28 protein-coding genes and 1 pseudogene are annotated in these 23,464 nt (G+C 33.8%); 13 read left to right on the forward strand and 16 right to left on the reverse strand.

Annotation, left to right across the window (positions count from 1 at the left end):
• A partial coding sequence (locus FC72_RS11000) for a hypothetical protein (protein WP_235805144.1) occupies window positions 1-236 on the forward strand: 236 nt, incomplete at its 5' end.
• Window positions 237-404: 168 nt separating this feature from the next.
• Here FC72_RS11000 and FC72_RS10865 read toward each other — a convergent pair.
• The 4 genes from FC72_RS10865 to ppdK form a co-directional block, all read right to left on the reverse strand.
• The gene (locus tag FC72_RS10865; protein WP_162253522.1) at window positions 405-515 is read right to left on the reverse strand and encodes a putative metal homeostasis protein; all 111 of its coding nucleotides are present in this window, start codon (window positions 513-515) and stop codon (window positions 405-407) included.
• Window positions 515-1,420, reverse strand: a complete 906-nt coding sequence (locus FC72_RS04205; protein WP_057765101.1) for a metal ABC transporter solute-binding protein — start codon at window positions 1,418-1,420, stop codon at window positions 515-517. Before FC72_RS04205 ends, FC72_RS10865 begins: the two co-directional genes overlap by 1 nt.
• 156 nt (window positions 1,421-1,576) lie before the next feature.
• On the reverse strand, window positions 1,577-2,203 hold the full coding sequence (locus FC72_RS04210) for a helix-turn-helix transcriptional regulator (RefSeq protein ID WP_057765102.1): 627 nt from the start codon (window positions 2,201-2,203) through the stop codon (window positions 1,577-1,579).
• A gap of 90 nt (window positions 2,204-2,293) precedes the next feature.
• Entirely contained in the window at window positions 2,294-4,903 is a 2,610-nt protein-coding gene (ppdK, locus tag FC72_RS04215) for a pyruvate, phosphate dikinase (RefSeq protein ID WP_057765104.1), read from the reverse strand.
• A 141-nt stretch (window positions 4,904-5,044) separates the two neighbouring features.
• Here ppdK and FC72_RS04220 point away from each other — a divergent pair, with 141 nt between their 5' ends.
• Window positions 5,045-5,485, forward strand: a complete 441-nt coding sequence (locus FC72_RS04220) for a Fur family transcriptional regulator (protein WP_057765260.1) — start codon at window positions 5,045-5,047, stop codon at window positions 5,483-5,485.
• 118 nt (window positions 5,486-5,603) lie between these two features.
• On the opposite strand, the gene FC72_RS04225 is transcribed toward FC72_RS04220, so the two are convergent.
• Window positions 5,604-5,819, reverse strand: a complete 216-nt coding sequence (locus FC72_RS04225; protein ID WP_057765107.1) for a transcriptional regulator — start codon at window positions 5,817-5,819, stop codon at window positions 5,604-5,606.
• A gap of 155 nt (window positions 5,820-5,974) precedes the next feature.
• On the opposite strand from FC72_RS04225, the gene FC72_RS04230 reads away from it, so the two are divergent.
• Window positions 5,975-6,241 carry a hypothetical protein gene (locus FC72_RS04230; RefSeq protein ID WP_057765109.1) on the forward strand — a complete coding sequence of 89 codons (267 nt, stop codon included), beginning with the start codon at window positions 5,975-5,977 and terminating at the stop codon, window positions 6,239-6,241.
• A gap of 140 nt (window positions 6,242-6,381) precedes the next feature.
• Here FC72_RS04230 and FC72_RS04235 read toward each other — a convergent pair whose 3' ends face one another.
• On the reverse strand, window positions 6,382-7,287 hold the full coding sequence (locus FC72_RS04235; RefSeq protein WP_057765111.1) for a metal ABC transporter solute-binding protein: 906 nt from the start codon (window positions 7,285-7,287) through the stop codon (window positions 6,382-6,384).
• A 185-nt stretch (window positions 7,288-7,472) separates the two neighbouring features.
• On the opposite strand from FC72_RS04235, the pseudogene FC72_RS04240 reads away from it, so the two are divergent.
• Together FC72_RS04240 and FC72_RS04245 are read left to right on the forward strand one after the other, a co-directional pair.
• Window positions 7,473-8,498 (forward strand): annotated as a pseudogene (locus FC72_RS04240) (sugar kinase).
• A gap of 169 nt (window positions 8,499-8,667) precedes the next feature.
• The gene (locus FC72_RS04245; protein WP_057765113.1) at window positions 8,668-9,525 is read left to right on the forward strand and encodes a GRP family sugar transporter; all 858 of its coding nucleotides are present in this window, start codon (window positions 8,668-8,670) and stop codon (window positions 9,523-9,525) included.
• 90 nt (window positions 9,526-9,615) lie between these two features.
• Here the strand turns inward: FC72_RS04245 and FC72_RS04250 are convergent, their stop codons facing one another.
• The 6 genes from FC72_RS04250 to FC72_RS11140 all read right to left on the reverse strand — a co-directional run bounded on the left by FC72_RS04250 (window position 9,616) and on the right by FC72_RS11140 (window position 13,938).
• Window positions 9,616-9,987, reverse strand: a complete 372-nt coding sequence (locus tag FC72_RS04250) for a helix-turn-helix domain-containing protein (protein ID WP_057765114.1) — start codon at window positions 9,985-9,987, stop codon at window positions 9,616-9,618.
• A 20-nt stretch (window positions 9,988-10,007) separates the two neighbouring features.
• Window positions 10,008-10,772 carry an ABC transporter permease gene (locus tag FC72_RS04255; protein ID WP_057765116.1) on the reverse strand — a complete coding sequence of 255 codons (765 nt, stop codon included), beginning with the start codon at window positions 10,770-10,772 and terminating at the stop codon, window positions 10,008-10,010.
• 20 nt (window positions 10,773-10,792) lie between these two features.
• Window positions 10,793-11,434 (reverse strand): ABC transporter permease, encoded by a 642-nt coding sequence (locus tag FC72_RS04260; RefSeq protein ID WP_268871653.1) that lies wholly within the window; start codon window positions 11,432-11,434, stop codon window positions 10,793-10,795.
• 100 nt (window positions 11,435-11,534) lie between these two features.
• Complete coding sequence (locus FC72_RS04265; protein WP_057765118.1) at window positions 11,535-12,425, reverse strand: ABC transporter ATP-binding protein; 891 nt, start codon at window positions 12,423-12,425, stop codon at window positions 11,535-11,537.
• 389 nt (window positions 12,426-12,814) lie between these two features.
• Window positions 12,815-13,552, reverse strand: a complete 738-nt coding sequence (locus FC72_RS04270; RefSeq protein WP_057765120.1) for a sugar phosphate isomerase/epimerase family protein — start codon at window positions 13,550-13,552, stop codon at window positions 12,815-12,817.
• Window positions 13,553-13,719: 167 nt separating this feature from the next.
• A complete protein-coding gene (locus tag FC72_RS11140; RefSeq protein WP_157051103.1) occupies window positions 13,720-13,938 on the reverse strand; it encodes a DUF3923 family protein in 219 nt (72 codons plus the stop codon).
• 89 nt (window positions 13,939-14,027) lie between these two features.
• On the opposite strand from FC72_RS11140, the gene FC72_RS10730 reads away from it, so the two are divergent.
• Window positions 14,028-14,228 (forward strand): hypothetical protein, encoded by a 201-nt coding sequence (locus FC72_RS10730; protein ID WP_157051104.1) that lies wholly within the window; start codon window positions 14,028-14,030, stop codon window positions 14,226-14,228.
• Window positions 14,229-14,264: 36 nt separating this feature from the next.
• Here FC72_RS10730 and FC72_RS04275 read toward each other — a convergent pair whose 3' ends face one another.
• On the reverse strand, window positions 14,265-14,729 hold the full coding sequence (locus FC72_RS04275) for a Fur family transcriptional regulator (protein WP_057765122.1): 465 nt from the start codon (window positions 14,727-14,729) through the stop codon (window positions 14,265-14,267).
• A gap of 206 nt (window positions 14,730-14,935) precedes the next feature.
• On the opposite strand from FC72_RS04275, the gene FC72_RS04280 reads away from it, so the two are divergent.
• Together FC72_RS04280 and FC72_RS04285 are read left to right on the forward strand one after the other, a co-directional pair.
• Window positions 14,936-15,625: a VIT1/CCC1 transporter family protein gene (locus FC72_RS04280; protein ID WP_057765124.1), complete on the forward strand. Its 690-nt coding sequence runs from the start codon at window positions 14,936-14,938 to the stop codon at window positions 15,623-15,625.
• 13 nt (window positions 15,626-15,638) lie between these two features.
• The gene (locus tag FC72_RS04285; protein ID WP_420806038.1) at window positions 15,639-16,343 is read left to right on the forward strand and encodes a VIT1/CCC1 transporter family protein; all 705 of its coding nucleotides are present in this window, start codon (window positions 15,639-15,641) and stop codon (window positions 16,341-16,343) included.
• Between the two features lie 60 nt (window positions 16,344-16,403).
• Here the strand turns inward: FC72_RS04285 and FC72_RS04290 are convergent, their stop codons facing one another.
• Complete coding sequence (locus FC72_RS04290; protein WP_057765125.1) at window positions 16,404-17,750, reverse strand: Na+/H+ antiporter NhaC family protein; 1,347 nt, start codon at window positions 17,748-17,750, stop codon at window positions 16,404-16,406.
• A gap of 155 nt (window positions 17,751-17,905) precedes the next feature.
• On the opposite strand from FC72_RS04290, the gene FC72_RS04295 reads away from it, so the two are divergent.
• The gene (locus FC72_RS04295; RefSeq protein WP_057765128.1) at window positions 17,906-18,736 is read left to right on the forward strand and encodes a putative RNA methyltransferase; all 831 of its coding nucleotides are present in this window, start codon (window positions 17,906-17,908) and stop codon (window positions 18,734-18,736) included.
• A 145-nt stretch (window positions 18,737-18,881) separates the two neighbouring features.
• Here the strand turns inward: FC72_RS04295 and FC72_RS04300 are convergent, their stop codons facing one another.
• On the reverse strand, window positions 18,882-19,151 hold the full coding sequence (locus FC72_RS04300; RefSeq protein WP_057765130.1) for a metal-sensing transcriptional repressor: 270 nt from the start codon (window positions 19,149-19,151) through the stop codon (window positions 18,882-18,884).
• Between the two features lie 174 nt (window positions 19,152-19,325).
• On the opposite strand from FC72_RS04300, the gene FC72_RS04305 reads away from it, so the two are divergent.
• Window positions 19,326-19,649 carry a thioredoxin family protein gene (locus tag FC72_RS04305; RefSeq protein ID WP_057765264.1) on the forward strand — a complete coding sequence of 108 codons (324 nt, stop codon included), beginning with the start codon at window positions 19,326-19,328 and terminating at the stop codon, window positions 19,647-19,649.
• 244 nt (window positions 19,650-19,893) lie between these two features.
• On the opposite strand, the gene FC72_RS04310 is transcribed toward FC72_RS04305, so the two are convergent.
• Window positions 19,894-20,916: an LCP family protein gene (locus FC72_RS04310; RefSeq protein ID WP_057765132.1), complete on the reverse strand. Its 1,023-nt coding sequence runs from the start codon at window positions 20,914-20,916 to the stop codon at window positions 19,894-19,896.
• A gap of 140 nt (window positions 20,917-21,056) precedes the next feature.
• Between FC72_RS04310 and arsC the strand changes: the two genes are divergently transcribed.
• The 3 genes from arsC to FC72_RS04325 all read left to right on the forward strand — a co-directional run bounded on the left by arsC (window position 21,057) and on the right by FC72_RS04325 (window position 23,374).
• Window positions 21,057-21,455 carry an arsenate reductase (thioredoxin) gene (gene arsC / locus FC72_RS04315; RefSeq protein ID WP_057765134.1) on the forward strand — a complete coding sequence of 133 codons (399 nt, stop codon included), beginning with the start codon at window positions 21,057-21,059 and terminating at the stop codon, window positions 21,453-21,455.
• Window positions 21,456-21,944 carry a cysteine hydrolase family protein gene (locus FC72_RS04320; protein WP_057765136.1) on the forward strand — a complete coding sequence of 163 codons (489 nt, stop codon included), beginning with the start codon at window positions 21,456-21,458 and terminating at the stop codon, window positions 21,942-21,944. It begins immediately after the preceding gene.
• A gap of 86 nt (window positions 21,945-22,030) precedes the next feature.
• The gene (locus FC72_RS04325) at window positions 22,031-23,374 is read left to right on the forward strand and encodes a M20/M25/M40 family metallo-hydrolase (RefSeq protein ID WP_057765138.1); all 1,344 of its coding nucleotides are present in this window, start codon (window positions 22,031-22,033) and stop codon (window positions 23,372-23,374) included.
• Window positions 23,375-23,464 lie beyond the last annotated feature (90 nt).

The raw sequence follows: 23,464 nt of genomic DNA on the forward strand, positions 1-23,464 counted from the left end.
AGAGACAGATTCAACTTTATAATATTTCATCTGTCAACTTGACAGGGACTAGTGCATCTTATGCAGTTCCATTTTTTTATATTGGAGAAGTAATAAGTTTCAAATTAAGAAAGGCAATAATAGTTGTTAAAATCAAACCGACGATTAAAGCTAATTTACTATTAACATTATTTCCCATGATTTTCTTGTTACTATTCAAAAATATGGGGCTAAATTTTATAAGGAGCAAAGTATAAAAATTGGTCAACAAGTATTAGGTGAATCTGTTTATAGATGGAATCTTGCTTAAACGCGTTAAAAACACGGCTTTTTCTGCTTAAAAAAAACAAGCCCCACCAATCCAAAGTCGGATTGATGGGGCTTGTTTGTCTTAATGATCGAAAGCTGAACGTGTTTTTAACACTCTATTTCTTACGTTTTATATCATTTAAGACTTTTTTAGCACGTCTTCTTGTTTTAATGTTTTTTGATTTTAAACGACGTAATGAACTAGCTCGATCTATTTTTTCTGCCATTATTTTTGTACCTCTACTAATATTTTATTAAGCTGTTTGTATTGCGACAGCATCCATTCTTTATAATTTTTACCGGCTGGTAATGTTTCGGTTACTTTTAAAACGGGGATATTATTTTTATTAGCCAGTTTTACCATATTATCAACTGTTTTGCTGTCGGATTGAGAATTATACACTAAAAATGAAATGTTTTGTTCCATAATACCTTGGCGCATATTTTTGACTACTTTAGGCGATGGATCGGTTCCATTTTCAACAGCTTTTTCGAATTCCTTATTACCGACTTTGAATCCCATATCTTCAATAGAATAGTCAAAGACAGGTTCACTAACGTATACATCTTTGTTATTTGCATTTTGAGCAGTTTGTTTTAATTCGTCTAATTCTGATTGAACGGGTTTTAATGATTTGATGTATTTATCGGCATTTTTTTGAAAATAAGCTTTATTTTTAGGCTGCTTCTTACCAAGTTCTTTAGCTAGATAGTTAGCTAACTTAGGCATAGTTTTAGGATCATACCAAAGATGGGGATTGTCTCCGGTTTTCTTATTCATAATATCTTCACCGACCAAAATCTTGGATGTTGAATCATTTTTTGAAAGTTTATTCATCCAAGAATCATATCCTAAACCATTAGCAATTGTTACATCTGCTGCGGAAACATCTTTTGCAATATTAGTCGTAGGTTCATAGTCATGTGGATCAAGTCCCGGTTTATTGATGATCGATTGTACAGATCCTTTATTACCAACGACAGCTTTAGCAACTTCGCCATAAAAATCAGTGGTAGTAACAATTTTTATTTTGTTGTTTTCAGCTTGTTTATTTCCACAAGCTGAGAGTGTTATTCCTAAAAACACAATTCCCAAAAATAAAGAAAGGAATTTCAAATTTTTTTGAAACATATAAAATCTCCTTCTAAATAGTAATTATTACTGTTTAAGGATATATTAATTCTTTTTAATTGTAAATGGTAATATTTACGATTTACAATGTATAAGAGAATAAAAATAACCTCAACAACCCAAAAATAGGATTGTTGAGGCTATTCAAAATTAATTTTATTCGTTATATTTAATACCCAATTCAATAAAGTATTGGAAAATACGATTCTTAGTTATTTTACCGATGACTTGTCTGGGATCATCTTTTCTTGTAACTGGTAATGAATCAACTTCATGTTTAAAAAGTAAGTTGCCCACTTCAAGAACTGACATATCTTCAGTTACTGTTACTAGATTTGGCATCCTAGTCATAACCATACTGGCGACCATTGATTCGGTATCAGCGTTATTCACAGTTACTGAAAGTAAATCTTTACGTGATATAAGTCCTAAAAGATTTTTATCATCATCTACGACGTAAAGAGAACCTGAATCTTGAAGAAATAAGATATTAACGCACTCTTGTAAAGTAGTATTTGCCTGTACAAAGGTAGGATCCTTCAAAATTTTGGCAATATTATTGTCGTAAAGTTCTTTAAAGTTAATGCTGGACTTTGGCATTGCGGAAAACTCATATCCGACTTTAGGACGTGATTTGAGTATTTCAATGGCAGTCAATAGACGCAGATCACCACGAATCGTTGGTACACGAAGATTGAGTTTTTCAGCAATTTGTTCACTAGTCATAGGACTTTTTTGTTTAGTTAATTCGATAATTTGTTTTTGTCTATTTGTTAGATACATGATATTTCTCCAAGTATTCTGGTTAAGTAAATTTATACCTATTATATATATAATTATATTTACTAGCAATATCACGTTATATATCATTTGTTAAATTTCTTTGTTAATTGTAGCTTGCGCAGCAGCAATTCTAGCAACTGGAATTCTGTATGGTGAACAAGATACGTATGTAATACCGATTTTATCGAAGAATTGAATTGATTTTGGATCTCCTCCGACTTCACCGCAGACACCGATAGGTAATTGTGATTTTGTTTGACGTCCACGATCGACAGCCATTTTCATTAACTCTCCAACACCTTCTATATCTACTGATTGGAAAGGATCATTTGGAAGAATGCCTTGTTTAATATATTCTGGCATAAATGAACCCACATCATCACGAGAATATCCAAAGGTTAGTTGAGTTAAATCGTTTGTCCCAAAGCTAAAGAAGTCAGAAACTTCTGCAATTTGATTGGCTGTGACACATGCTCTAGGCATTTCCATCATTGTACCTACTTGGTATTCAACATCGGATGAAAGTTCTTTGATTTGATTTTCTACCAAATTTCTGACCCATTGCATTTCTGATTTAGAATCAGTCAAAGGAATCATAATATGTGGCTTGATCTCAATTCCTTCATCTTTAAGACGTAAGACGGCGTTAATGATAGCACGAACCTGCATTTGGTAAATATCGGGGAAAGTTACAGCTAAACGATCTCCACGGTGACCAAGCATAGGATTTAATTCTTTGAGTGAATCGATACGATTTTCAAGGTCTTCAACATTTTCTCCTAGTTCATCAGCGACTAATTTGATTTCTTTAGCGTCATGAGGAAGGAACTCATGTAAAGGTGGGTCTAATAGTCTTACGGTAACTGATTTTCCAGCAGATAGTTTATAAATTTCGTAGAAGTCATTTTGCTGCATTGCCAGTAACTTTTCAAGTGGATCTTTTCTTCCGGTTGCATCTTTGGCTAAAATGAGACGTCTCATTTGTAATAATCTTTCAGACTTGAAGAACATATGCTCAGTTCTTGTTAAACCTATTCCATCAGCATCAAAATCAAGTGCCTTTTGGAAATCAGCAGGAGTGTCGGCGTTAGTATAAACACCCATGTCACTTATTTCTTTAGCCCAGTTAAGTAAAATTGAAAGGTCTCCTTTAATGACGGCTTCACTAGTAGGAATTTGGCCAGAGTAAATTTTTCCCTTAGTACCATCTACAGAGATCCAGTCACCAGGATTGATAACTGTATCGTTTATTTTAGCGACTTTATTTTTGTAATCTACTTGAAGTTCATGTGCGCCTACGACACCAGTTGAGCCCATTCCTCTAGCAACCACAGCTGCGTGAGATGTCATACCACCACGAGAAGTAACGATAGCTTCACTGACAACCATACCTTCAATATCTTCAGGGGAAGTATCTTGTCTTACCAAAATAACTTTTTGATGTTTATTATCGTGAGCTTCTTTAGCCGTATCGGCGGTAAAGTAAACTTGTCCGCTGGCAGCACCGGGGGAGGCAGGAAGTCCTGTTGTTAATTCTCGATGGTTCTTCAATTCTTCTTTGTCAAAATCTGAATGTAACATAGCAGAGATTGATTCAGGGTCAATACGTGAAATAGCAGTTTTTTTATCGATCAATCCCTCATTTACAAGATCAACTGCGATTTTTACAGCGGCTTCAGGTGTTCTTTTACCATTACGAGCTTGTAGTAGGAACAATTCTCCATGTTCAATCGTAAACTCTAAGTCTTGCATGTCTTGATAGTGGTCTTCAAGTTTTTGAGCAATATCAGCAAATTGACCATAGATCTTAGGCATTGATGATTGTAGTGTATCGATTGATTGTGGCGTTCTAACACCTGAAACGACATCTTCACCTTGAGCGTTTAATAGATATTCTCCAAATAGATTCTTTTCACCAGTAGCAGGATTTCTTGTAAAGGCAACACCAGTACCGCAATCTTCACCAGCGTTACCAAAGACCATTGTTTGGACGTTGACAGCTGTTCCTAAGGTTTCAGGAATGTTGTTTTGTTTACGATAAACACGAGCACGATTGTTATCCCATGATTCAAAGACTGAATTCACAGCAGCTAGAATCTGGTCTTCTGGATTTTGAGGAAAGTCTTTATGAGCTTCTTTGGTGTAAATCTCCTTAAAACGCTCTACAATGGATTTTAGGTCTTCTGTTGTTAATTCGATATCGGATTTATAATTATTATTTTTCTTAGTATCTGTTAGAACTTGGTCAAAAATTTCTTCTGAAATTCCGTAAACTACATTACCAAACATAGCTAGCAGACGACGATAACTATCATAGGCAAAACGTTCGTTGTTAGTTATTTTTGCTAAGGCAACAACGGATTTGTCATTTAAACCAATATTTAAAATAGTGTCCATCATTCCGGGCATGGAAATTGCTGCACCTGAACGTACTGAGATCAATAGAGGATTTACGGTATCGTTAAATTTCTTATTTGTATTTTTACTTAATTTAATTAATGCATTATCAATTTCTTGGATGAGACTGTTGCTGAGTTTATTATTATTTCTTTGGTATTCGTGGCAAGCTTCAGTCGTTATAGTGAATCCAGCTGGGACCGGAAGTCCTAATCTGGTCATTTCGGCCAAATTTGCACCTTTACCACCTAATAGTTGACGCATATCTTTGTTACCTTCGGAAAAGAAATAAATTTGTTTCATCAGATATATCTCCTTAATCATTAATTATGATGTATTAAATAACAACTAGACTATATATGATGTTTTATATTAATGCAAGGGGTTACATAAATAAAGACTGGTAATGTGTTAAACTTAAAAAAATAATTTAGATAGGTGAATATTTTGAAAGAAGCACTTCAAATTTTAAAAGACAACAATTATAAAGTGACAAAACAACGAATCGATTTAATTGACTATTTAAGTAAATACGTCGATAGTTATGTTCAAATCAGTGTTGTTGATGCTTATATGCGTTCGTTATATCCTGGTATAAGTCACAATACGGTTTATCGAAATGTTAAAGAGTTTTCTGATATTGGCTTGGTTGAGTACCAAGAAAAAAATAAAACGATGATCAAATTTCAATGTGATTTTGAACAACCACATCATCATCATTTTATTTGTTCTAATTGCGGTAAAGTGATTGAATTAAAGGAGTGTCCTATGGATTTCTTCACCAAGCAATTACCTGGCTGCCAAGTTGAAACACATGCTATTGAAATTTATGGCTTGTGTCCTGACTGTGTAAAAGCACAAAGCAAAAAGGCCAAACCTCTTTAATAGAAGTTTGGCTTTTCGTATCTACTTGAATCTATGGATAGACCAAAGAATAGCTGAATTATAAATACTTCAAAAGTCCCCTATAAAATTATACAAAGCAACTTTCTGCGAAGGGATGTTAGATCGGTTCCTCGTCAGAGTCTTTGTCATGGAAGAAGACTTCAAAGGGAATTTCATATGTGTCATGAAGTTTAATGATTTCCTTTTGAGTGAAGCCTAGATCCTTATTCTTACGATGAACGGTTGATTTAGATTTCTCTAGCAAGTCTGCAATGTCACTTTGTTTAATCTGGTGCATAATACAAAAAGTTTTAAAATACTGATTATCATACATTGCAATCTTTCCTTTGTGGAATATATTTTCCTTTAATGAGGATTACAACTACATATTAAGTTAATTAGTGAAACTTTTCAATATATTTTTTTTCGCAAAGTGTCATAAATTACGCTAAAATATCATATATGAAAGGTAGAGGTTATATTTGACACATGATAACAATTGGAAGATATTTAAAAACTAAAAGATTCTTTTCAGAACTTACATTATTGCAAGTAACTCATATTGCTAAAGATAAATATGGTTACTCTACTTCGACGTCAGTTTTAAGTGCTATTGAAACTGATAAGAACAAAATTATCGACGGTGAGTTATTGTTCGTCTTGTCGGATATTTATGACTTTGATTTGAATGAATTCAAAGAAGTCATTCTAGCAAATATCAGTAATATTCGTGAACGAAGGAAATTAAATAAATAAATTTTTACAGTTTCAGGTACGGTTTTTTTAACGTACATAAAAAGAGAGTTTGGTAAAGTAAAATCAACTTTCGAGCATTAAAACAAATAGCCTCCAACAATCCGATTTTAGATTGTTGGGGGCTATTATTTTGTCAAAAGTTATTTATCTTTTAGGATTTTATTTAATTGTTTGTACTGTGATAGCATCCATTCTTTATATGTATCACCTTCAGGAAGAGTTTCTGTCACCTTTAATACCGGAATATCGTTTTTCTTTGCTAATTGAACTAGATTATCAACGGTTTTACTTTCAGCTTGTTCGTTATAAACAAGAAAGGATACTCTTTTATGGTTCAATCCGTCACGCATATCTTTGACTACTTTAGGTGAAGGATCAGTACCATTTTCAATAGCTTTTTCAAAACTTTTATCACCAATAGTAAATCCCATTGCTTTGATCGAATAATCAAAAACAGGTTCACTCACGTATACATCTTTGTTCTTAGTCTTTTTTGCAGTGTCTTTTAATTGATTCAGTTCATTTTGAACAGGTTTTAGAGATTGAATATATTTTTTAGCATTATTTTTAAAATATTGCTTGTTTTTAGGCTGCTTTTTACCAAGCTCTTTAGCTAAATAGTTAGCATATCTTGGCATGGTATTAGGTTTGTACCAGAGATGAGGGTTGTCACCACTCTTTTTATTCATAATATCTTCGCCGACTTTTATAAAGACAGCATCACTTGTATCGCTTGTTAGTTTATTCATCCAAGAATCATAACCAATACCGTTTGCTACCGTTATGTCGGCACGACTAACTTTTTTAGCGATTTCGGTGGTTGGTTCATAATCATGTGGATCGATTGCAGGATTATTGATTATGGAGGTGACGTTTCCCTTATCTCCAACGACTGATTTGGCAACTTCACCGTAAAAATCAGTCGTGGTTACAATATTTATTTTGCCGTTATGGCTAGTGGATGGTGCTTTTGAAGAACATCCAGTTAAAATAATTGTTAGTAGAGCAATCCCTAAAGTCAAAATGATTTTCTTTGATTTATTCATAATTTTTCCTCAATAGATAATACTATCTACATTAAATGATTGGCTCAATTTTGTAAACGATAATACTTACTGTTTACAGAAAGAGAATACTTTAAAATTAAGAAATCGCTTTCATTGTTTAGTTAACAAGTTTTATAATATTACTAAATGATAATTTAAGTTTATGTATAGGAAAGGATATAAAAATGAAGAATGTACTTACATTTGGTGAGATGATGTTACGTTTAAAGCCATCTGCCAATAATAGAATTATTCAATCAAATGAGTTTGAAGCATCTTATGGAGGAGCGGAAGCTAATGTTGCAGTGTCTTTGGCACTTCAGGGTGATTCCGCTTCATATTTGACCAAATTTCCAAGTAATTCTTTAGGGGACACAGCACTAGGTACTCTTAGAAAATATGGAGTTAATACTAGTCATATTTTGCGTGGTGGACCAAGATTAGGGATTTATTTCTTTGAAAAAGGGGCTAGCGTACGTGGAACATCAGTTGTTTATGATCGAGCTGGAAGTTCTTTAGCGGTTTCTAAAGCAAATGAATATAATTGGGAAGATATTTTTGCAGGGATAGATTATTTTTATTTCTCAGGAATAACTCCTGCAATTTCTAAAGAACTACAAACTGCTGTATTAAATGCTTGTCAGTATTGTAAGGATAACGGTATTCAAATTGTTTGTGATATGAATTATCGTGGCAAAATGTGGACTCCTGAAGAGGCACAAGCATTTAGTAAGAAAGTTATGCCTTTTGTAAATGTTTGTTTAGTACATGATTAAGATTTTGAATCTAGTCTTGGAATTAAGAGCTTTGATGGAGATATGAGTCGTGGTATCGAACAAAAGGATAGTTTCAAAAAAGCCATGAGACAAGTTTATGATCTTTATCCAAATTGTCATACAGTTGCCAGCGTTTTGAGAAATATTTATTCAGTTGAAGATAGTCAATGGTCAGCACTATTACTCAGAGATGGTAAATTCTATGAAAGTCCAGTTTACCAAGTCCACGTATATGAAGGAGTTGCTGGTGGAGATGCCTTCGGAGCTGGATTAATGCATGGATTCCTAAACGACTTTGAAGGTCAAGAACAAGTCAATTATGCAATTGCTGCTAGCGTTTTGAAGTTGACTATTGGAGGAGACCTGAATTTAGTTAGTGAACAAGAAATACGTGACGTTATGAAAAAAGATAGCGCCTCAGCTATGAAACGATAGCCTTTAAAGCAAGATAAAACCTCTCAATAAATTTCAGTGTTACTATATATACCATGTATTTATGGTTGTAGTTTTTTTGAACAAAGTATATAATTCTTTGGTCTAGACAACTATAAAATATAATAAAATAGTTATTTAATATGAAATTTTTTGAGAAAAGAGTGATTTTTTGGGTGTCTTGTTAGCGCTTATTCCAGCAATTGGTTGGGGAATTCAGCCCCTTATTGCCAGTAAAGTTGGAGGAAGCCCTTCAAACCAAATTTTTGGTACAGGATTTGGTTCATTAATAATAGGTCTATTTATTTATGCGATGTATGGAAGTGTTACAGGAATTAACTTTTGGATCAGTTTTGGTGCGGGATTCTTATGGTCGTTAGGTCAAGTAGGTCAATATATCTCCTTTACACAAATCGGCGTTACACGAACGATGCCTATCACAACTGGATTGCAGGTTGTTGGTACATCATTGATTGGAGTTATTATCTTTGGTGAATGGAGTGGTACGGTTTCTAAATTAGTTGGTTTATTGGCAATTATTTTAGTTGTACTTGGTGTTGCCTTCACCGCTATTACCGATAAAAAAGCTGGTAATTCTGCTAAGGGATCATTGACTAAGGGTCTAGCAGTTTTAGTTCCAACAACAGTTGGTTATTGGGCATATGGTGCTTTACCTAAAGCAGTTTCAGCTTCTGGATTACATTTATTTTTCCCAGAAATGCTTGGAATATTTATTGGAGCCGTAATTTATAACTTAGTTATGACAAAAGGAAAGAGCTTTGTCCAAAAAGAAAGTTGGCTTAATGGACTGATCGGATTAGATTTCGGTATTTCCTCATTAGCATATATTTTCGCCGCTCAAGCAGCAGGTGTTGCTTCTGCTTTTGTTATTACACAATTAAACGTTGTTGTTGCAACACTTGGTGGTTTGTTGATCTTGCATGAATCTAAAACATCAAGAGAGCTTAAATTTACATTATCTGGATTAGTTTTAATCGTTGTTGGTAGTGTAATGACGGCATTCTTATAGATTAAAAAAGCAAATCCTTACGGATTTGCTAAGATTATTGAAGGCAAACTAGATTTACTGACAGGTAAATCAGAAGTTTGTCTTCTTTTTTTATCTACCTGTCCAAAAAATGGAAAAGAATCCAATCACGAAGACAATTGCAAGAACTGCCCACCAATAGCCAGACAAGAAGTCCCAAAAGTTCATTTTACCAAGGCGACGAACGTAACGATTATGTTTAGGGTCGAAAACAAATTCTGACGTATCAACCTTAGTGTCATGTTCGGTGCCAAAAACTAAATTGTCCAGGCTGACATTAAATATGTCTGTTAGTTTAATTAAGTTATTTAAGTCTGGTGTTGAATCACCAGATTCCCATTTTGAAACTGCTTGCCGCGTAACGAAAAGCTGGCTAGCTAGATCATCTTGCGTTATATTTTGCTCTTTACGAATTTTTTTGAGTTGTGTAGGAAACCTATTCATGGTTGAATCCTCCTGATTATTTAAAAACGTTTTTTCCTAAAAATAAGATAGCCAACGATTACGAATAGCAAGGTGTAACTGAGCGTCCCCAGTAATAATTGCTGATTAAGTAGGTGACTGGTATCGAAGTAAGTTGCATAGTTATAATATTGTCGAGTTAGATTTGTCATATTGAATGGGTTCCAACGTAAAATTTGTGTGAATTTTTCAGAGTTTAACAAGTTGTCAGAAATAAATTGTCCCATGAAAACCATCAATAGGCTGACGCTAATGACAATGGAATTACTATTGATCAGACAAGAGAGTAGAAAAATTAGACTGATAATGAATGTTGTTGTAAGCACGTCAATTGCAGAGGTTTTCAACATGTTTTCCCAAAGTGGCTGCTGGTAACGATAGAGTGTAGACCATGACACCGATTGATTAAGAGAAGTTTCGTGAAGTCCAAATGTGAATAACATGGCAATCAGATGTAGCCAGAGGTTGTAGATTAGAATGACAATATATTTTGATAAGTAGACTAAGGCCTTACTAGGTGACTTGTAGAGTAATGTGAGAATTGCATTATTCTGAAATTCCATGGAAAAAGTCGTAGCTCCAACGACGACTAGAATAAGCATGATCCAATCTGGTGCGTTATAACACGTAGCCATGAGCAACTTACTCTCATTATACCCAATTGATAGGTCGGTTAAAATCATGAGTATGAGTAATGTTAGCGGTGCAATCCAAGCTAATTTTCGATGACAGAGTTTGTAGAACTCCTGATAAAAACTAAAGGCCATTTTAAATATATCCTCCTTAATTAGATTCGTCTTTTTTTAAATAAGTGATAGCCTAAAATGACGAAAATGATTGCATATATTAAATTTCCTCCGATAATTTCAAGTGAATTTAAATGTGAGACTGTTGCGTATGATGGATTGGTCAATTGTTGAGTGACAAAAATCATATTTAATGGATTCCAGCGGAGGATAGGGATCAAGGATGTAAAAGCTCTCATAAGTGCTACCGAAACGCCAGCACCTAAAAATCCTAATGCTAATCCAACCCCAATCACTGCGGCATTGATTTTTAGTAACATAATAAGCATAAAAGATAGCGTAATGATGAATAAGGAATAAATGAGTATGCCAATAATATTACCAGTGAGCAAAAAAAGTTGCGTTTGATGATTGCTAATTAGTGCAGTCCACGGTGTTTTTACAAGTAAGGATTTAAGAATAACGGTGAAAAGGGTAGCAATCAGTGTCAAGACGAAACTATATAACCATACAACCGTCAATTTTGCCCAGTATATTTGCCAACGCTTTGTATTTTTGTAAAGAAGTATCAAGATCGTCCGGTTTTGATATTCCATATCAAGGAAAATTGAGCCGATTGCGATCATAATAATAGGGATCCATTGAACGGCTCCAAATTCAAAGGTGACTTGTGTTGGGTTCAATTTAGTAGTTAAGACGCTTTAAATCATCAAAATGATTAGTGTGAAAATACCAGCCATAGTGGACTTTTGATGACTAAACTTAAATAGCTCTGCTCTCAAACTAGTCATCATAATGGTCACCACCTCGTTGCTGGTTTAAAAGTTGAACGACAATTTGTTCAAAACTACTAGAAATAGGTGTTAGTTCTTTCAGGTAAACGTGTTGTGAGCTAAGGATATCTTGAATTTCAAAGATATTTTTAGGATTGACTTGAAAGATGCCGCCATCCAAAGTGTAATGAATATGATGATTTTTCAAAAGATCAACAGTAAGTTGAGAATTATTGGTGTGTAGTTTATAAACTTGATGATGAAGTTGTTCAAATTCCGCGATGGGTTGGTTAATGATGATGTGACCATGATTTATGAGAATAACTTGGTTCATGACCTTTTGAAGTTCACTCAGAATATGACTAGAAATCAGGAAAGCAGTGCCTTTTGCAGCGTACTGGTGAATAAGTCGACGAACAATAATTGTCGCTTCAACGTCAAGACCATTCATCGGTTCGTCAAGGATTACTAGTTGTGGCTTATTCAGTAACGCAATAGCAATGCCTAGTTTTTGTTTCATACCTAAGGAGTATCCCTTGGCCTTATCGTGAATGTAGGTATTCATGTTTAACTTGGAGATGAGACTTTGACAGTCATCTGGATCATGCGCATAAAGTTCTAGATTTTGTTGGCCGGTTAGAAAAGGGTAAATAGCTGGGTGCTCAATTAGAGTACCGACTTTGTCTAATGCAGCGTGCTGATTTTCTGTAACGGTAGTCTGGTTTAAAAGAATTTGACCATTAAATTTAGTGAGACCTAGAATTGTTTTCATAAGGGTTGTTTTTCCAGCCCCATTAGGTCCAATCAGACCAATGATATTTCCTGGATTAATCTTAAAGCTAGCATCTGTGATGATTCGTTTTTGACCAATATAAGTATTTACGTTTTGAACGACGAGCATATAGTCTCCCCCCTAAGTTCGGATTGGTTATTTTTTTGACTAATTATACTGTTGTCCAATTTGTTGGTTGCATACAAGCAATGTGTAACAATCATTTCGCAAAATGATAGGATAATTTGCGCAACTTGTAGTTTCGTAAGAAACTATGAATACTGGCATATCAAGGCTTGACAAGATTTTGCTAACTTTTATATAAGTACTTACAGTTGAGTGTGCTTGGTGGTAAAAATAGTAATAAATATTAGAAAGTAACTTCAAAACTGGTCTATTTTTACAGCAGTAATTTGTAATGTTATTAAAAAAAAGACAAAGTCTCAAAAATCAAGACTTTGTCTTCGGTCTGAAACAAATCCGTAAGGATTTGTTTTTTTCGTTATAACGCCTCATTATTAAGCGTGTTCTTCAATAGCATCTTGAACGAGTTTAAACTCATTCTTTAATTCGTCTAATGTCATTGGATATTCGATTGCAACAGGGACATCGGGAGAAACGGCACTTATCAAATTCTTCCAATTTGTAGCACCCTTATCTAAAAGGACTGTTCCTTTGTTTTGAATGTTCTTCAAATGAAGAATTGTTACATAACTGTTTAATTTATCCATGGCCTTTTCAGGGTCTTCATCGATCCAATACCAGTTACCAGCGTCAAATGTATATCCAATAGGTAATCCAGCTTGTTTGATTTCTTCATTGATAGCTAGAACATGATCCATATGTCCGTGATCATTTTGTTCATTTTCAATTGTTAACTGAACTGAATATGAATCTAAAATGTTCTTTAAGTCATTAATCAATTCGTCTGTTAAAGTATCGATCTCTCCCAAACTGATTTTTAATGAACCGATAGAATATTTTGTTGCAAGTTCAAGATAACTTTTTAGATTTTCATTTACTTTATTGTTAACAAATAATTGTTCAGGAATTGAGAAGTATAATAGCCAATTCTTTGATTGTGCTAAATCTTTTAAACTTGAAAGTTCTTCATCACGATTATCATTGAAGAATTCTCCACGTACTTCAACACCATCGATACCCAAGTCAGTGATTTTTTTGATCATGTCTAATTGTGATGCACCATTTTTAACATCATTTTCAAATACTGCTGTATTAACCAAAATCTTTGTCATTGTAGTTCCCTCCAGGTAAGTTGTTAGAAAGTTAATAGACTTACTTTATACCAAGGAATTATCTTTGTAAACGTTTTCAGACAAAACGGTTTAGTTTTCGTGAAAAATTTCTCAATGATAAACTTTTTAGCGTAATTATTGTAAAAAACGTCAAGTTTGTCTTGAATTTAGTGCGGTGTTTTATTGTGCAATAATAAATTATAAATAGTGTAGGCAACAGTTTGAAGAATCGAAATTAATATGAAAATTCCTATCCAGACAAATAGACCACCTAATTTTAAAGTGGATGGATTATTCACACTCGTATATGAGTGTGCGCTGATAATGATTGCTCCGATAACAAAAATAACGAGCCAACTTAGACTGAAAATACGCCATTTTGACATAAGAAAACCTCGATTTATTTGATTTACATGCTATCTAAATTGTAAGTCAAGATTATCAAAAATTAAATTGCGTTTTTAGTTGTTATCTTTTGCTAAAAAAGGATAACGGTGCAACAATGTCACCATTAAACTATTGGGAGTTTAATCATGAAAAAAATACTGGTACTTTTCCCGACATTTTTGTTGAGACTTATTTTTTGATAGGTATTTGGTTACAAGGAATGGGGCAAAAGATTGGAATTGATCTGGGCTATAGATATTACTATTGCAATGTACTTTATGAATCATAACTAAAAAAATAAAGCTGAGGGAAATTTCTCTCGGCTTTATTTTTTTTGTGTAATACCAAGTTTTGCTTGGCATTCAGGACATAGTCCGTAAACTTCCATATGATTTCCAGATATCATATATCCAGATATTTCAGCAGTTCGTTCTTCTAAATTCTTTTCATCTTTATCAAATCCTGGATAAGTGACGTCAACAATTTTCCCGCAGTTAGTACAAATTGCGTGATAGTGTGGCGTTCCGAAATAATCATAGTGGGTACTTCCATCACCGTTTTGCAATTCAACGACTAATCGGTGTTCAACAAAAGTATTTAAAGTGTTATATATCGTTGAAGAACCCATATTCGGAAGTTCCTTGCTTAGAGCATCACGAATGGTTTCAACTGTTGGGTGATTATGATGGCTGGCTAGATAAGCCAGTATAATGTGACGCTGTGGAGTGACTCTAAGCTTGTGATCTTTTAAAAGCTTTAACGTGTCCTCCATGACAGAACTATTAGTCATAAGCAGTCTTCCTTTCTAGTTTGGAATCATTACAAGTTAATTATAATACCTATCTAATAAAAATATCAATTAATGATTCTTATTGGGATAAAGTTAGGAATGGGTTATTAAATGTTTACATTTGGCTAAAAATGAATTATTATGTATTCGTTAGCATATGAGAATTATTCCAACTTAGAAATGATTTTAATTAAGAGGTGAACAAAATGCAAAAAGCTAAAAAGACTAGAAGTTTAGCAGAGAAGATAAATGTTATGCGTGCTAGCGTTATGGGGGCAAATGATGGAATTATCTCAGTTGCTGGTATCGTTATTGGTGTTGCTGGTGCAGGTAGTAATAATTATGCAATTTTTCTAGCTGGTATTGCTGGTATGTTAGCGGGAACCATTTCTATGGCGATGGGAGAATGGGTTTCAGTTAGTACACAGCGTGACAGTGAAAAAAGAGCCATTGAAAAGGAATCAGCTGCTTTAGATGGAAATTATGATGGAGAGTTTGAATTTATCCAAAATAAATATCAAAAGACAGGAATATCTCAAGCACTGGCTTTAAAAGCTACGAAAGAAATGATGAGTGATGATCCTTTGGATGTTGCAGTTCGTGAACGCTTTGGATTTAATCCTAAGGAAGAAACAAGTGCAATTGCAGCTGCGATAGCTTCTATGATCTCTTTCCCAACAGGATCGATTTTGCCATTAGTTTCAATAACACTATTTCCAGCCGATATGAAAATATTCGCTACTATAATTGCCGTCATAATTGCGCTGGTTATTACTGGTTATACAGCCGCATATTTAGGAAATGCTAATAGACTAAAAGCGGTCTTCAGAAATGTAGTTTCAGGATTATTGACAATGCTCGTTACTTACTTCATAGGAACATTATTTGCACATTAAAGGAGTGATAAGAATGATGAAAGCAGTAAACTTTCCCAAGCAAAAAAAGAGTAAAAAGACCATGGCTGAACGTTCAAATACGTTACGTGCCGGAGTTCTAGGTTCAAATGATGGAATTCTTACCGTTGTTGGTGTGCTATTCTCAGTTGCCGTTGCGACAACAAATCAATTCACGATTTTTATTGCTGGTTTATCCGACCTTATTGCATGTGCTTTTTCAATGGCTTCTGGCGAATATGCATCAGTTAGCTCCCAAAAGGATACCGAAAAAGCAGCTATTGAAAAAGAACGTGAATTAATAGAAACAGATTACCAAGCAGAATTAAATGTAGTAGCCGATTATTACGTTGATAGAGGCGTAAGTAAAGAGACATCTTTAGAAATTGCCGAAGAATTAATGAAAAAAGATGCCTTAGGAACTGTAGTTAAAGTTAAATACGATTTGGATCTTGGACATTATATGAATCCATGGGATGCAGCATTTTCTTCTCTTGTTGCTGCGTCATCTGGTGGTATTTTTCCACTAGTTGCAATGACATTTTTGCCAGTATCATTACAATGGCCAGGTACAATATTAGCCGTTACATTGTCTGTTGCACTTACAGGGTTTCTAAGTGCAAAATTAGGTGACGGACTAGTTAAAACAGCTATCATTAGAAATGTTATTGTTGGTATTATTACTATGATCATTCACTATTCAGTAGGATTAATGTTGTAATTATTTATTGAACAAAGATAGGAGAGATAAGGATATTGAAATCCAAATCTCTCCTATTTTTTAATTTATCAGGTCTTCTTCAAAATGGTCGTAGCCATTTTCCGGTGTTACTTTTATTTTTGGAAACCCTAAGAATACGAATAATAAACTCATAATAAGTGTTAAATAACAGTACCAAACCCAAGGGACGATAGAAACTGGTGATATTTTAGCCATTCCTCCAGCTACTAATAATTGTCCCGCATAAGGTATCAATCCTTGGACATGAGTCGCAAACATTGATAATAAAGTTGAAACACGTGCTCTTGAAAGTTTAAATTTACGTCCAATTTCAGTTGCCAGTGGGCCAACGGTAATAATAGCAATTGTGTTGTTAGTTGTAGCAACACATAATAGTGTTACTAAAGCTCCAATTGAAAATTCGGCTCCGTGTTTAGATTTAGTTTGTTTTCCTAATGTATCCATTAACCACTGAATCCCACCGAGGTATTTCATCAACTCAACTAACCCACCAACGATAATGGAAATAATGGCGATATCTTCCATACCGGACATACCTGATTGAACGTATTTCATCGATCCAATCAAACTAAAATCTCCATGAATTATCCCAATTACAATTCCAGAAACAACACCAATTATCATCACTGGCATGACATTCAATCCTATTAATGACAAAACGATTACTAAAATATATGGGATCAAGTCGATAAAATTCCAGTTATATGATCCAGTCAAGACGACATTTTTTATGGGATAAATAGTTAATAAAATAATATTAATAATAATTGCAGGAATATAGGTGATTATATTTAATTTAAATTTTTCTCTTTGTTCCACGCCTTGTGTTTGAACTGATGCAATTGCAGATGCGGAGATAAATGACAAATTATCTCCAAACATTGCACTACCTACGACTATTCCTGCCATTAATGCTGGGTTCACACCAGTTTTAACAGCCACATCCACAGCTACAGGCATCAAAGCAGTAATTGTTCCCATAGATGTACCCATGGCAAAGCTTAAAATACAACCTATAACAAACATTCCTGGTAGGATCATATTCGATGGTAGGATACTTAGTCCTAGATTAGTGACAGAAGATACAGCATGCATTTTAGATGCTACACCTTGAAAAGCTCCGGCTAAGATAAAAATAACGACCATCATAATTAGAGTAGGTTCACCACCACCTCTACAAAAGGTCATTACTTTTTCGGAAAAAGATAATTTCTTTGTTCCTTTAGGTGGAGCAATTCCAAATGCAACCATTGAGGCTAAAATCATTCCTACTAAAAGTGGCATGCTGTCAAATTTCCCAGAAAATATACCTGTTAATACATATAAAATTAAAAATACGACTAGTGGCATTAGACCTTTAATGCTACTATTTTTTGATTCTTTCATTTGAAGCTCCATTTAACTAAAAATATTTTTTTTAAACATACTTTAAAAATATTAAGACACATAGATTGATTAAACAAGTTATTATTTGGCAACTTTAAAGCGAAAAATCAACGTATGATAAAATTAAAACATTATATAAGAATTCAGGTAATTCAATGAATAAGGAAAAAATACTTAGATTCAGTGATAGTGATAAATTTTTTAATTGTCCTATTTGTAGTGAATCTCTCAATTTAGAAAACAATGGTTTAGTTTGTTCCAATGGGCATAATTTTGATATTGCCAAACAAGGCTATGTAAATTTCTTGTTAAATATGAAGCAACAAAAAAATTATGATAAAGCCAATTTTGAAAATCGAGGATTGATTTTAAAAGATGGCTTGTACGATCATATTTTAAATAAGATAGTAGAAATTATTGAAAAACTACCAATTACAACTATTTTAGATGCTGGCTGTGGTGAAGGATATTACTCTCGTGTTATTCAGGATAAACTAAATAAAACTGTTTTAGCATTTGATATTTCAAAGGATTCAGTACAACTTGCTGCCAGAAATGACAAAAATAATGCAGTTAAATGGTTTGTTGGTGATTTAGCTAATTTACCTATGAAAGACAATAGTGTAGATGGCATCCTAGACATCTTTTCACCCGCAAATTATCATGAATTTCACCGAATCTTAGATAATGGATATTTGATCAAGGTTATTCCTGGAGAAAAGCATTTAACAGAATTACGACAACAAGCCAGCAAATATCTTCGTAGTGAAAGTTATTCTAATAAAAAAGTTCTTGATTATTTTGAGGAACATTTTCAAGTAGTAGATGAAATTAAAGCTACTAAAACTTATGCAGTTTCAGACGAAGAAAGAACAGCTTTTATTAATATGACACCGCTACTTTTTAACGTTGATAAAGAAAAAGTAGATTGGACTACCGTTAAAGAAATAACAGTTGATGCCACTATTCTTATTGGTAAGGCTTAGAGCGTAATGATACACGCTCAGCTTTCGAGCATTAAGGCAAACAAGCCCATCAATCCGGTTTTGGATTGATGGGCTTGTTTGATTTAAGCGGAAAAAGCTGTATATCATTGCGCGTTTATACCGCATGAAAAGTAATAGTTACATTCTACTTAGTCTTTAATAATAGTTCTAATGATGTTTGTAAATCTGTTAGTTGTTGTTCATTGACACAGTTAACATTCTTACGAATATTTTGGGCGATAACTTGCTTTATGGCTTTATCAACACCGGATTTTACGGCCGATAATTGAACTAAAACTTCGTCACAAGGGCGCCCGTTATCCATCATTCGCAAGATGCCATCTAGTTGACCACGAGATCTTTTTATCTGGCTGGTTATTTTTTTATTTGCTACTTCTTCAGATGTTTGAGACATATACCGGCCTCCTCAATATTAATATCATAGATATTATACCCAGACGGGTAGTGTACATCAAATTATATGCTGATGATTGTTTATATAGGTTGAAAGCAAAATAATTGATATAGTTTACCCTAGGGGGTATATTAGTAATTGAAATATGAGAATGGTAAAAGGGGAGACTTGCAGATGAGCAATATTAAAGAGATTTCTGATAAGACTTTTAATGATGAGACAAGCACTGGTTTAGTAATTACTGATTTTAATGCTGACTGGTGTCCTCCATGTAAGATGATGAATCCAATTTTGGAGAAGTTATCTGAAAATGATCAATTAGGTGATAAGATCAAATTTACATCAATGAATGTTGATAAGAATCCACAAACACCTAACAATTTTGGTATTCAAGGTATTCCAACATTTATCGTTAAAAAAGACGGTGAAGTAGTTGGTAGAATGGTTGGATATCAACCAGAGCCTAAGTTCCGTAAGGCATTGGAACAGTATATGTAGAAGAGTGTGAAAAAAGGCGTTCTGCCACCGGAACATAGCCTAGAGCCACGAATGATTGGCTCCATCAATCATTTGTGGTTCGTAGCTATGTGGAGGTTGCAGCCTTTTTTCACACGTTTAGGCTATAAAAAAGTTCGGAAATAAAGACAAGCCCATCAATCCAAAATCGGATTGATGGGCTTGTTTGTATTAAGCGGAAAAAGCTGTGTGTTGTCACACGTTTACGGAAAAAAGTACTCCTTTTTTAGTATGTATTATTTGTATAGTAAGTTTTATCTAGTCCGTGTGTATTATAATCTGTGTCATCTTGATCTTCAAAGAAAGACTTATTTAATTCATTTAATTTAGTTTCAGTATTTGAAACTTCCTGGTCATTCAAACCTAAGTTTTTACGTAATTTATTAGAAGAATTTTGTAGTACATTAGTAGGAAGTATTTGATATGAACTGCCATTGATCCATGCTGATTTCCCTTGCAATTGATAAGATTTGATTTTTTTACCACTACTATGATACTTAACTGGTAATTCTTCTAACTGTTTATCGGTTAAGTCAGTACTAATATCTGGTCCAAGTTCTTTGATCAATTGTGGTAGTTTAACTAGATATTTGGGTTGAGCCATTTTTTTGGCAACTGCTTTTAAAACTTGTTGTTGTCTAATTTGTCTACCATAGTCACCACGTGGATCTTCATAACGCATTCTTACATAAGTTAACGCCTTTTTTCCATCTAGATGGTGAGTACCTTTAGGGATGGTTATACCATCAAAGCTAACTTTTAAATCAGATTTGACTGTAACACCTCCGACAAAATCAACGGTCTTTTTGAGAGCCCCCATATTTACGGCAACGCTATAATCAACAGGAACGTTTAATAAATCACTTACAGTATTTTTAGCCATTTTAGACTTTCCAATATTATAAGCAGCATTTATTTTTTGAACATTTTTAGTTTTGTCGCCAACCATTTCGGCAACAGCATCTCTTGGAATAGAATATATGACAGTTTTGTGAGTTTGTGGGTTCAAAGTAGCTAACATCATAGTGTCTGAATTACCGCGGTCAATTCTGCCATCGGCCCCGGTGTCGGCACCCAAGAGTAAAACTGAAATAGGTTTGTCTTGATCAACTTTTTGGGAAACACTATTTTTACTAGTATCAACAGACTTCAATGCTTGCTTACTTTGATGGATGTATACACCTAAAATGATCGCTAATATAGCGATTAAAGCAATGATAACTATTGTAATTCGTTTAAAAATTTTCATATAATACCTCAATGATTAATCTTAGTAATTTATTATAATATAATTACTAAATAATACAAGGTAGTTCGTCCTTTACTATATTTCTATGGTTTAATTTAACTAACAATCTATCCTATCTAATGGGAAGGAGCTAATAATTTATGAAAAAAATTTATTTTATTTGTACAGGTAACTCTTGTCGTTCTCAAATGGCAGAAGGATTTGGTAAAAAGTATCTAACTGACTTTGAAGTAAGAAGCGCTGGTGTTGAAACTCACGGACTAAATCCTAAAGCAGTTAAGGTTATGGCTGAAAAAGGAATAGATATTTCTGATAATACGTCCGACTTGATTGATATTGATTATTTTAACAGTTGCGATTTGGTAGTTACCCTTTGTGGGGATGCTAGAGATCGTTGCCCAGTTATTCCTAAAAATGTTAAACATCTGCACTGGGGATTAATGGATCCTGCAAAAGCAGAAGGTTCAGAGGATGAAATTTTAGATGTCTTTAGAAAAGTTCGCGATGAAATTGAAATCAAAGTTAAGGAGTTAGCGTAAATGAGTAAGATGGCACAGGTTTTGATAGTTATCGATATGCAGAATGAACTAAGTGGTTGTTATAATTTTGAAGAATTAATAGACGATATCAACAATCGTATTGATGATTATCGACAAGATAAATTACCGATAATCTTCATTCAGCATAATGACAGTGATTTGATAAAGGGTAGTGAAGAGTGGAATTTTGTTAGTGAGCTAGATAAAAGAGATTCTGACCTAGTGGTAGAAAAAACTCATGCTAATTCTTTTTACCATACAGAATTGAATGAACTATTGCGGGAAAATGGGTTAAAAACGATAGAGATATGTGGTGCCCAAACAGAATATTGTTGTGATACGACTATTAAAATGGCGCATGGATTAGGATATAAAATTTTAATGCAACCTGATATGACAACAACTATGGACAACGATTATTTAAGTGCAAAAAACACGATAGACTTTTATGAAGATATTTGGAATAAACGCTTTGTTTCTTTTATTTAATATTTCTAGGACTTTGACTAATATCAGTTATTGTGATTAAAAAGGTCTACAATAAAACTGAATATTATAGTTGAGGAGGATACATATTGATTTCAAGAGATAGTTTCATCGAAGATAATAAAGCTGAGTTTGAAAAATTATTTAAGAAATTGATTGGGCTTAAAGGTGTCAGTGCCACTGGCGAAGGTATCAACGAAACGATTAAATTATTACAGGAAAAATTAAAGGGTCTGGGAGCTCATGTAGAAGTAATTCAAACTGCAGGATCACCTACCATTTTGGCTGAAATAAGAGGTCAAAGTGATCGTACGGTTTTGTTTTACGGGCATTACGACGTTATGACGCCGGGAATTGATGCTGATTGGGATACAGATCCTTTTACTTTGACTAAAAAAGATGGACGATTCTATGGAAGTGGGGCTGGAGATAATAAAGGTCAATTATTAGCACAAATTCTAGGCCTATATGTCTATAAAAAGGTTAATGGCGGTTTCCCATTTAATATTAAATTTTTAATTGAAGGGGAAGAAGAACAAGGTAGCAAGAATCTACCTTTCACAGTTAAAAAATTGTCTGATAATAAGTTGAAAGATGTTGATTTGGCAATAGTTGTTGATGGATCTTTTAACCAATCAGGACAACATGTTTTAAGATTAGGTAATCGTGGAGCATTAGGATTTCAGATTACCGCTCAAACGGGTATGCAAGATAATCATTCTGGTAATCTGGGCAATATTATGAGAAATCCAGTATTGATTTTGATGAAGTTATTACAAAAAATGTATGATTTTGAAAATAATAAAGTTTTGATCCCTGATTTTTATAATGGGGTAGAAGAACCTAGCAAAACAGAAATAAATTGGATGAAACAATTACCATATGATAAGAAATCTATTTCTGAACAAACTGGAGTAAGCACATTGCCTGATACAGGTTTGGAGTACTATAAGAAATTGATGTTTAGACCGACATTCAATATTTCTGGAATCAACGCAGGCTATACAGCTAAGGGAATGAAGTCGATTATTCCTCATGAAGCAGTTATGAAAGTTGAAACTAGATTAGTTGGTAAACAAGACATTCAAGAAATTCAAATTGGAATCAATAATCTATTGCAGGATGAAATAAATAATGGAGATATCAAAGTACACTATTTGGTACAAGTACCACCATGCAAAACCGCCTCTGATGATAAGGATATTGGATCATTAGTTGATGCTATCAAAGAAGCAACAGGTTCAGGCTTGATTGAACCTACAATGCCAGGAACCGTACCAAATTATGTTTGGTCAGATATTCTAAAAGTTCCTGTGTTTACAATTCCATATGCAAACTTTGATCAATGTAATCACGCTCCAAATGAGAATATTACTGAAAAAGCTTTTTACGATGGAATAAAAATTTCTTATGAATTGTTAGAACACTTATAGAGTCGCTAATGCGGCTCTATTTTTATATATAAGTTTTTACGACATATATGCATAAGACTTTACTTAAATAAAAATATTTGTTAAAGTTTA

This window comes from Companilactobacillus tucceti DSM 20183 (genome assembly GCF_001434665.1).
GTDB classification, from domain to species: Bacteria; Bacillota; Bacilli; order Lactobacillales; family Lactobacillaceae; genus Companilactobacillus; species Companilactobacillus tucceti.

Excerpts from the sequence above, each read along its gene's own strand:
- FC72_RS10865 (WP_162253522.1), bottom strand. The coding sequence starts at position 515 with ATGGCAGAAAAAATAGATCGAGCTAGTTCATTACGTCGTTTAAAATCA.
- FC72_RS04205 (WP_057765101.1), bottom strand. The coding sequence starts at position 1,420 with ATGTTTCAAAAAAATTTGAAATTCCTTTCTTTATTTTTGGGAATTGTG.
- FC72_RS04210 (WP_057765102.1), bottom strand. The coding sequence starts at position 2,203 with ATGTATCTAACAAATAGACAAAAACAAATTATCGAATTAACTAAACAA.
- ppdK (WP_057765104.1), bottom strand. The coding sequence starts at position 4,903 with ATGAAACAAATTTATTTCTTTTCCGAAGGTAACAAAGATATGCGTCAA.
- FC72_RS04225 (WP_057765107.1), bottom strand. The coding sequence starts at position 5,819 with ATGTATGATAATCAGTATTTTAAAACTTTTTGTATTATGCACCAGATT.
- FC72_RS04230 (WP_057765109.1), top strand. The coding sequence starts at position 5,975 with ATGATAACAATTGGAAGATATTTAAAAACTAAAAGATTCTTTTCAGAA.
- FC72_RS04235 (WP_057765111.1), bottom strand. The coding sequence starts at position 7,287 with ATGAATAAATCAAAGAAAATCATTTTGACTTTAGGGATTGCTCTACTA.
- FC72_RS04250 (WP_057765114.1), bottom strand. The coding sequence starts at position 9,987 with ATGAATAGGTTTCCTACACAACTCAAAAAAATTCGTAAAGAGCAAAAT.
- FC72_RS04255 (WP_057765116.1), bottom strand. The coding sequence starts at position 10,772 with ATGGCCTTTAGTTTTTATCAGGAGTTCTACAAACTCTGTCATCGAAAA.
- FC72_RS04265 (WP_057765118.1), bottom strand. The coding sequence starts at position 12,425 with ATGCTCGTCGTTCAAAACGTAAATACTTATATTGGTCAAAAACGAATC.
- FC72_RS04270 (WP_057765120.1), bottom strand. The coding sequence starts at position 13,552 with ATGACAAAGATTTTGGTTAATACAGCAGTATTTGAAAATGATGTTAAA.
- FC72_RS11140 (WP_157051103.1), bottom strand. The coding sequence starts at position 13,938 with ATGTCAAAATGGCGTATTTTCAGTCTAAGTTGGCTCGTTATTTTTGTT.
- FC72_RS04275 (WP_057765122.1), bottom strand. The coding sequence starts at position 14,729 with ATGACTAATAGTTCTGTCATGGAGGACACGTTAAAGCTTTTAAAAGAT.
- FC72_RS04280 (WP_057765124.1), top strand. The coding sequence starts at position 14,936 with ATGCAAAAAGCTAAAAAGACTAGAAGTTTAGCAGAGAAGATAAATGTT.
- FC72_RS04285 (WP_420806038.1), top strand. The coding sequence starts at position 15,639 with ATGATGAAAGCAGTAAACTTTCCCAAGCAAAAAAAGAGTAAAAAGACC.
- FC72_RS04290 (WP_057765125.1), bottom strand. The coding sequence starts at position 17,750 with ATGAAAGAATCAAAAAATAGTAGCATTAAAGGTCTAATGCCACTAGTC.
- FC72_RS04295 (WP_057765128.1), top strand. The coding sequence starts at position 17,906 with ATGAATAAGGAAAAAATACTTAGATTCAGTGATAGTGATAAATTTTTT.
- FC72_RS04300 (WP_057765130.1), bottom strand. The coding sequence starts at position 19,151 with ATGTCTCAAACATCTGAAGAAGTAGCAAATAAAAAAATAACCAGCCAG.
- FC72_RS04305 (WP_057765264.1), top strand. The coding sequence starts at position 19,326 with ATGAGCAATATTAAAGAGATTTCTGATAAGACTTTTAATGATGAGACA.
- FC72_RS04310 (WP_057765132.1), bottom strand. The coding sequence starts at position 20,916 with ATGAAAATTTTTAAACGAATTACAATAGTTATCATTGCTTTAATCGCT.
- arsC (WP_057765134.1), top strand. The coding sequence starts at position 21,057 with ATGAAAAAAATTTATTTTATTTGTACAGGTAACTCTTGTCGTTCTCAA.
- FC72_RS04320 (WP_057765136.1), top strand. The coding sequence starts at position 21,456 with ATGAGTAAGATGGCACAGGTTTTGATAGTTATCGATATGCAGAATGAA.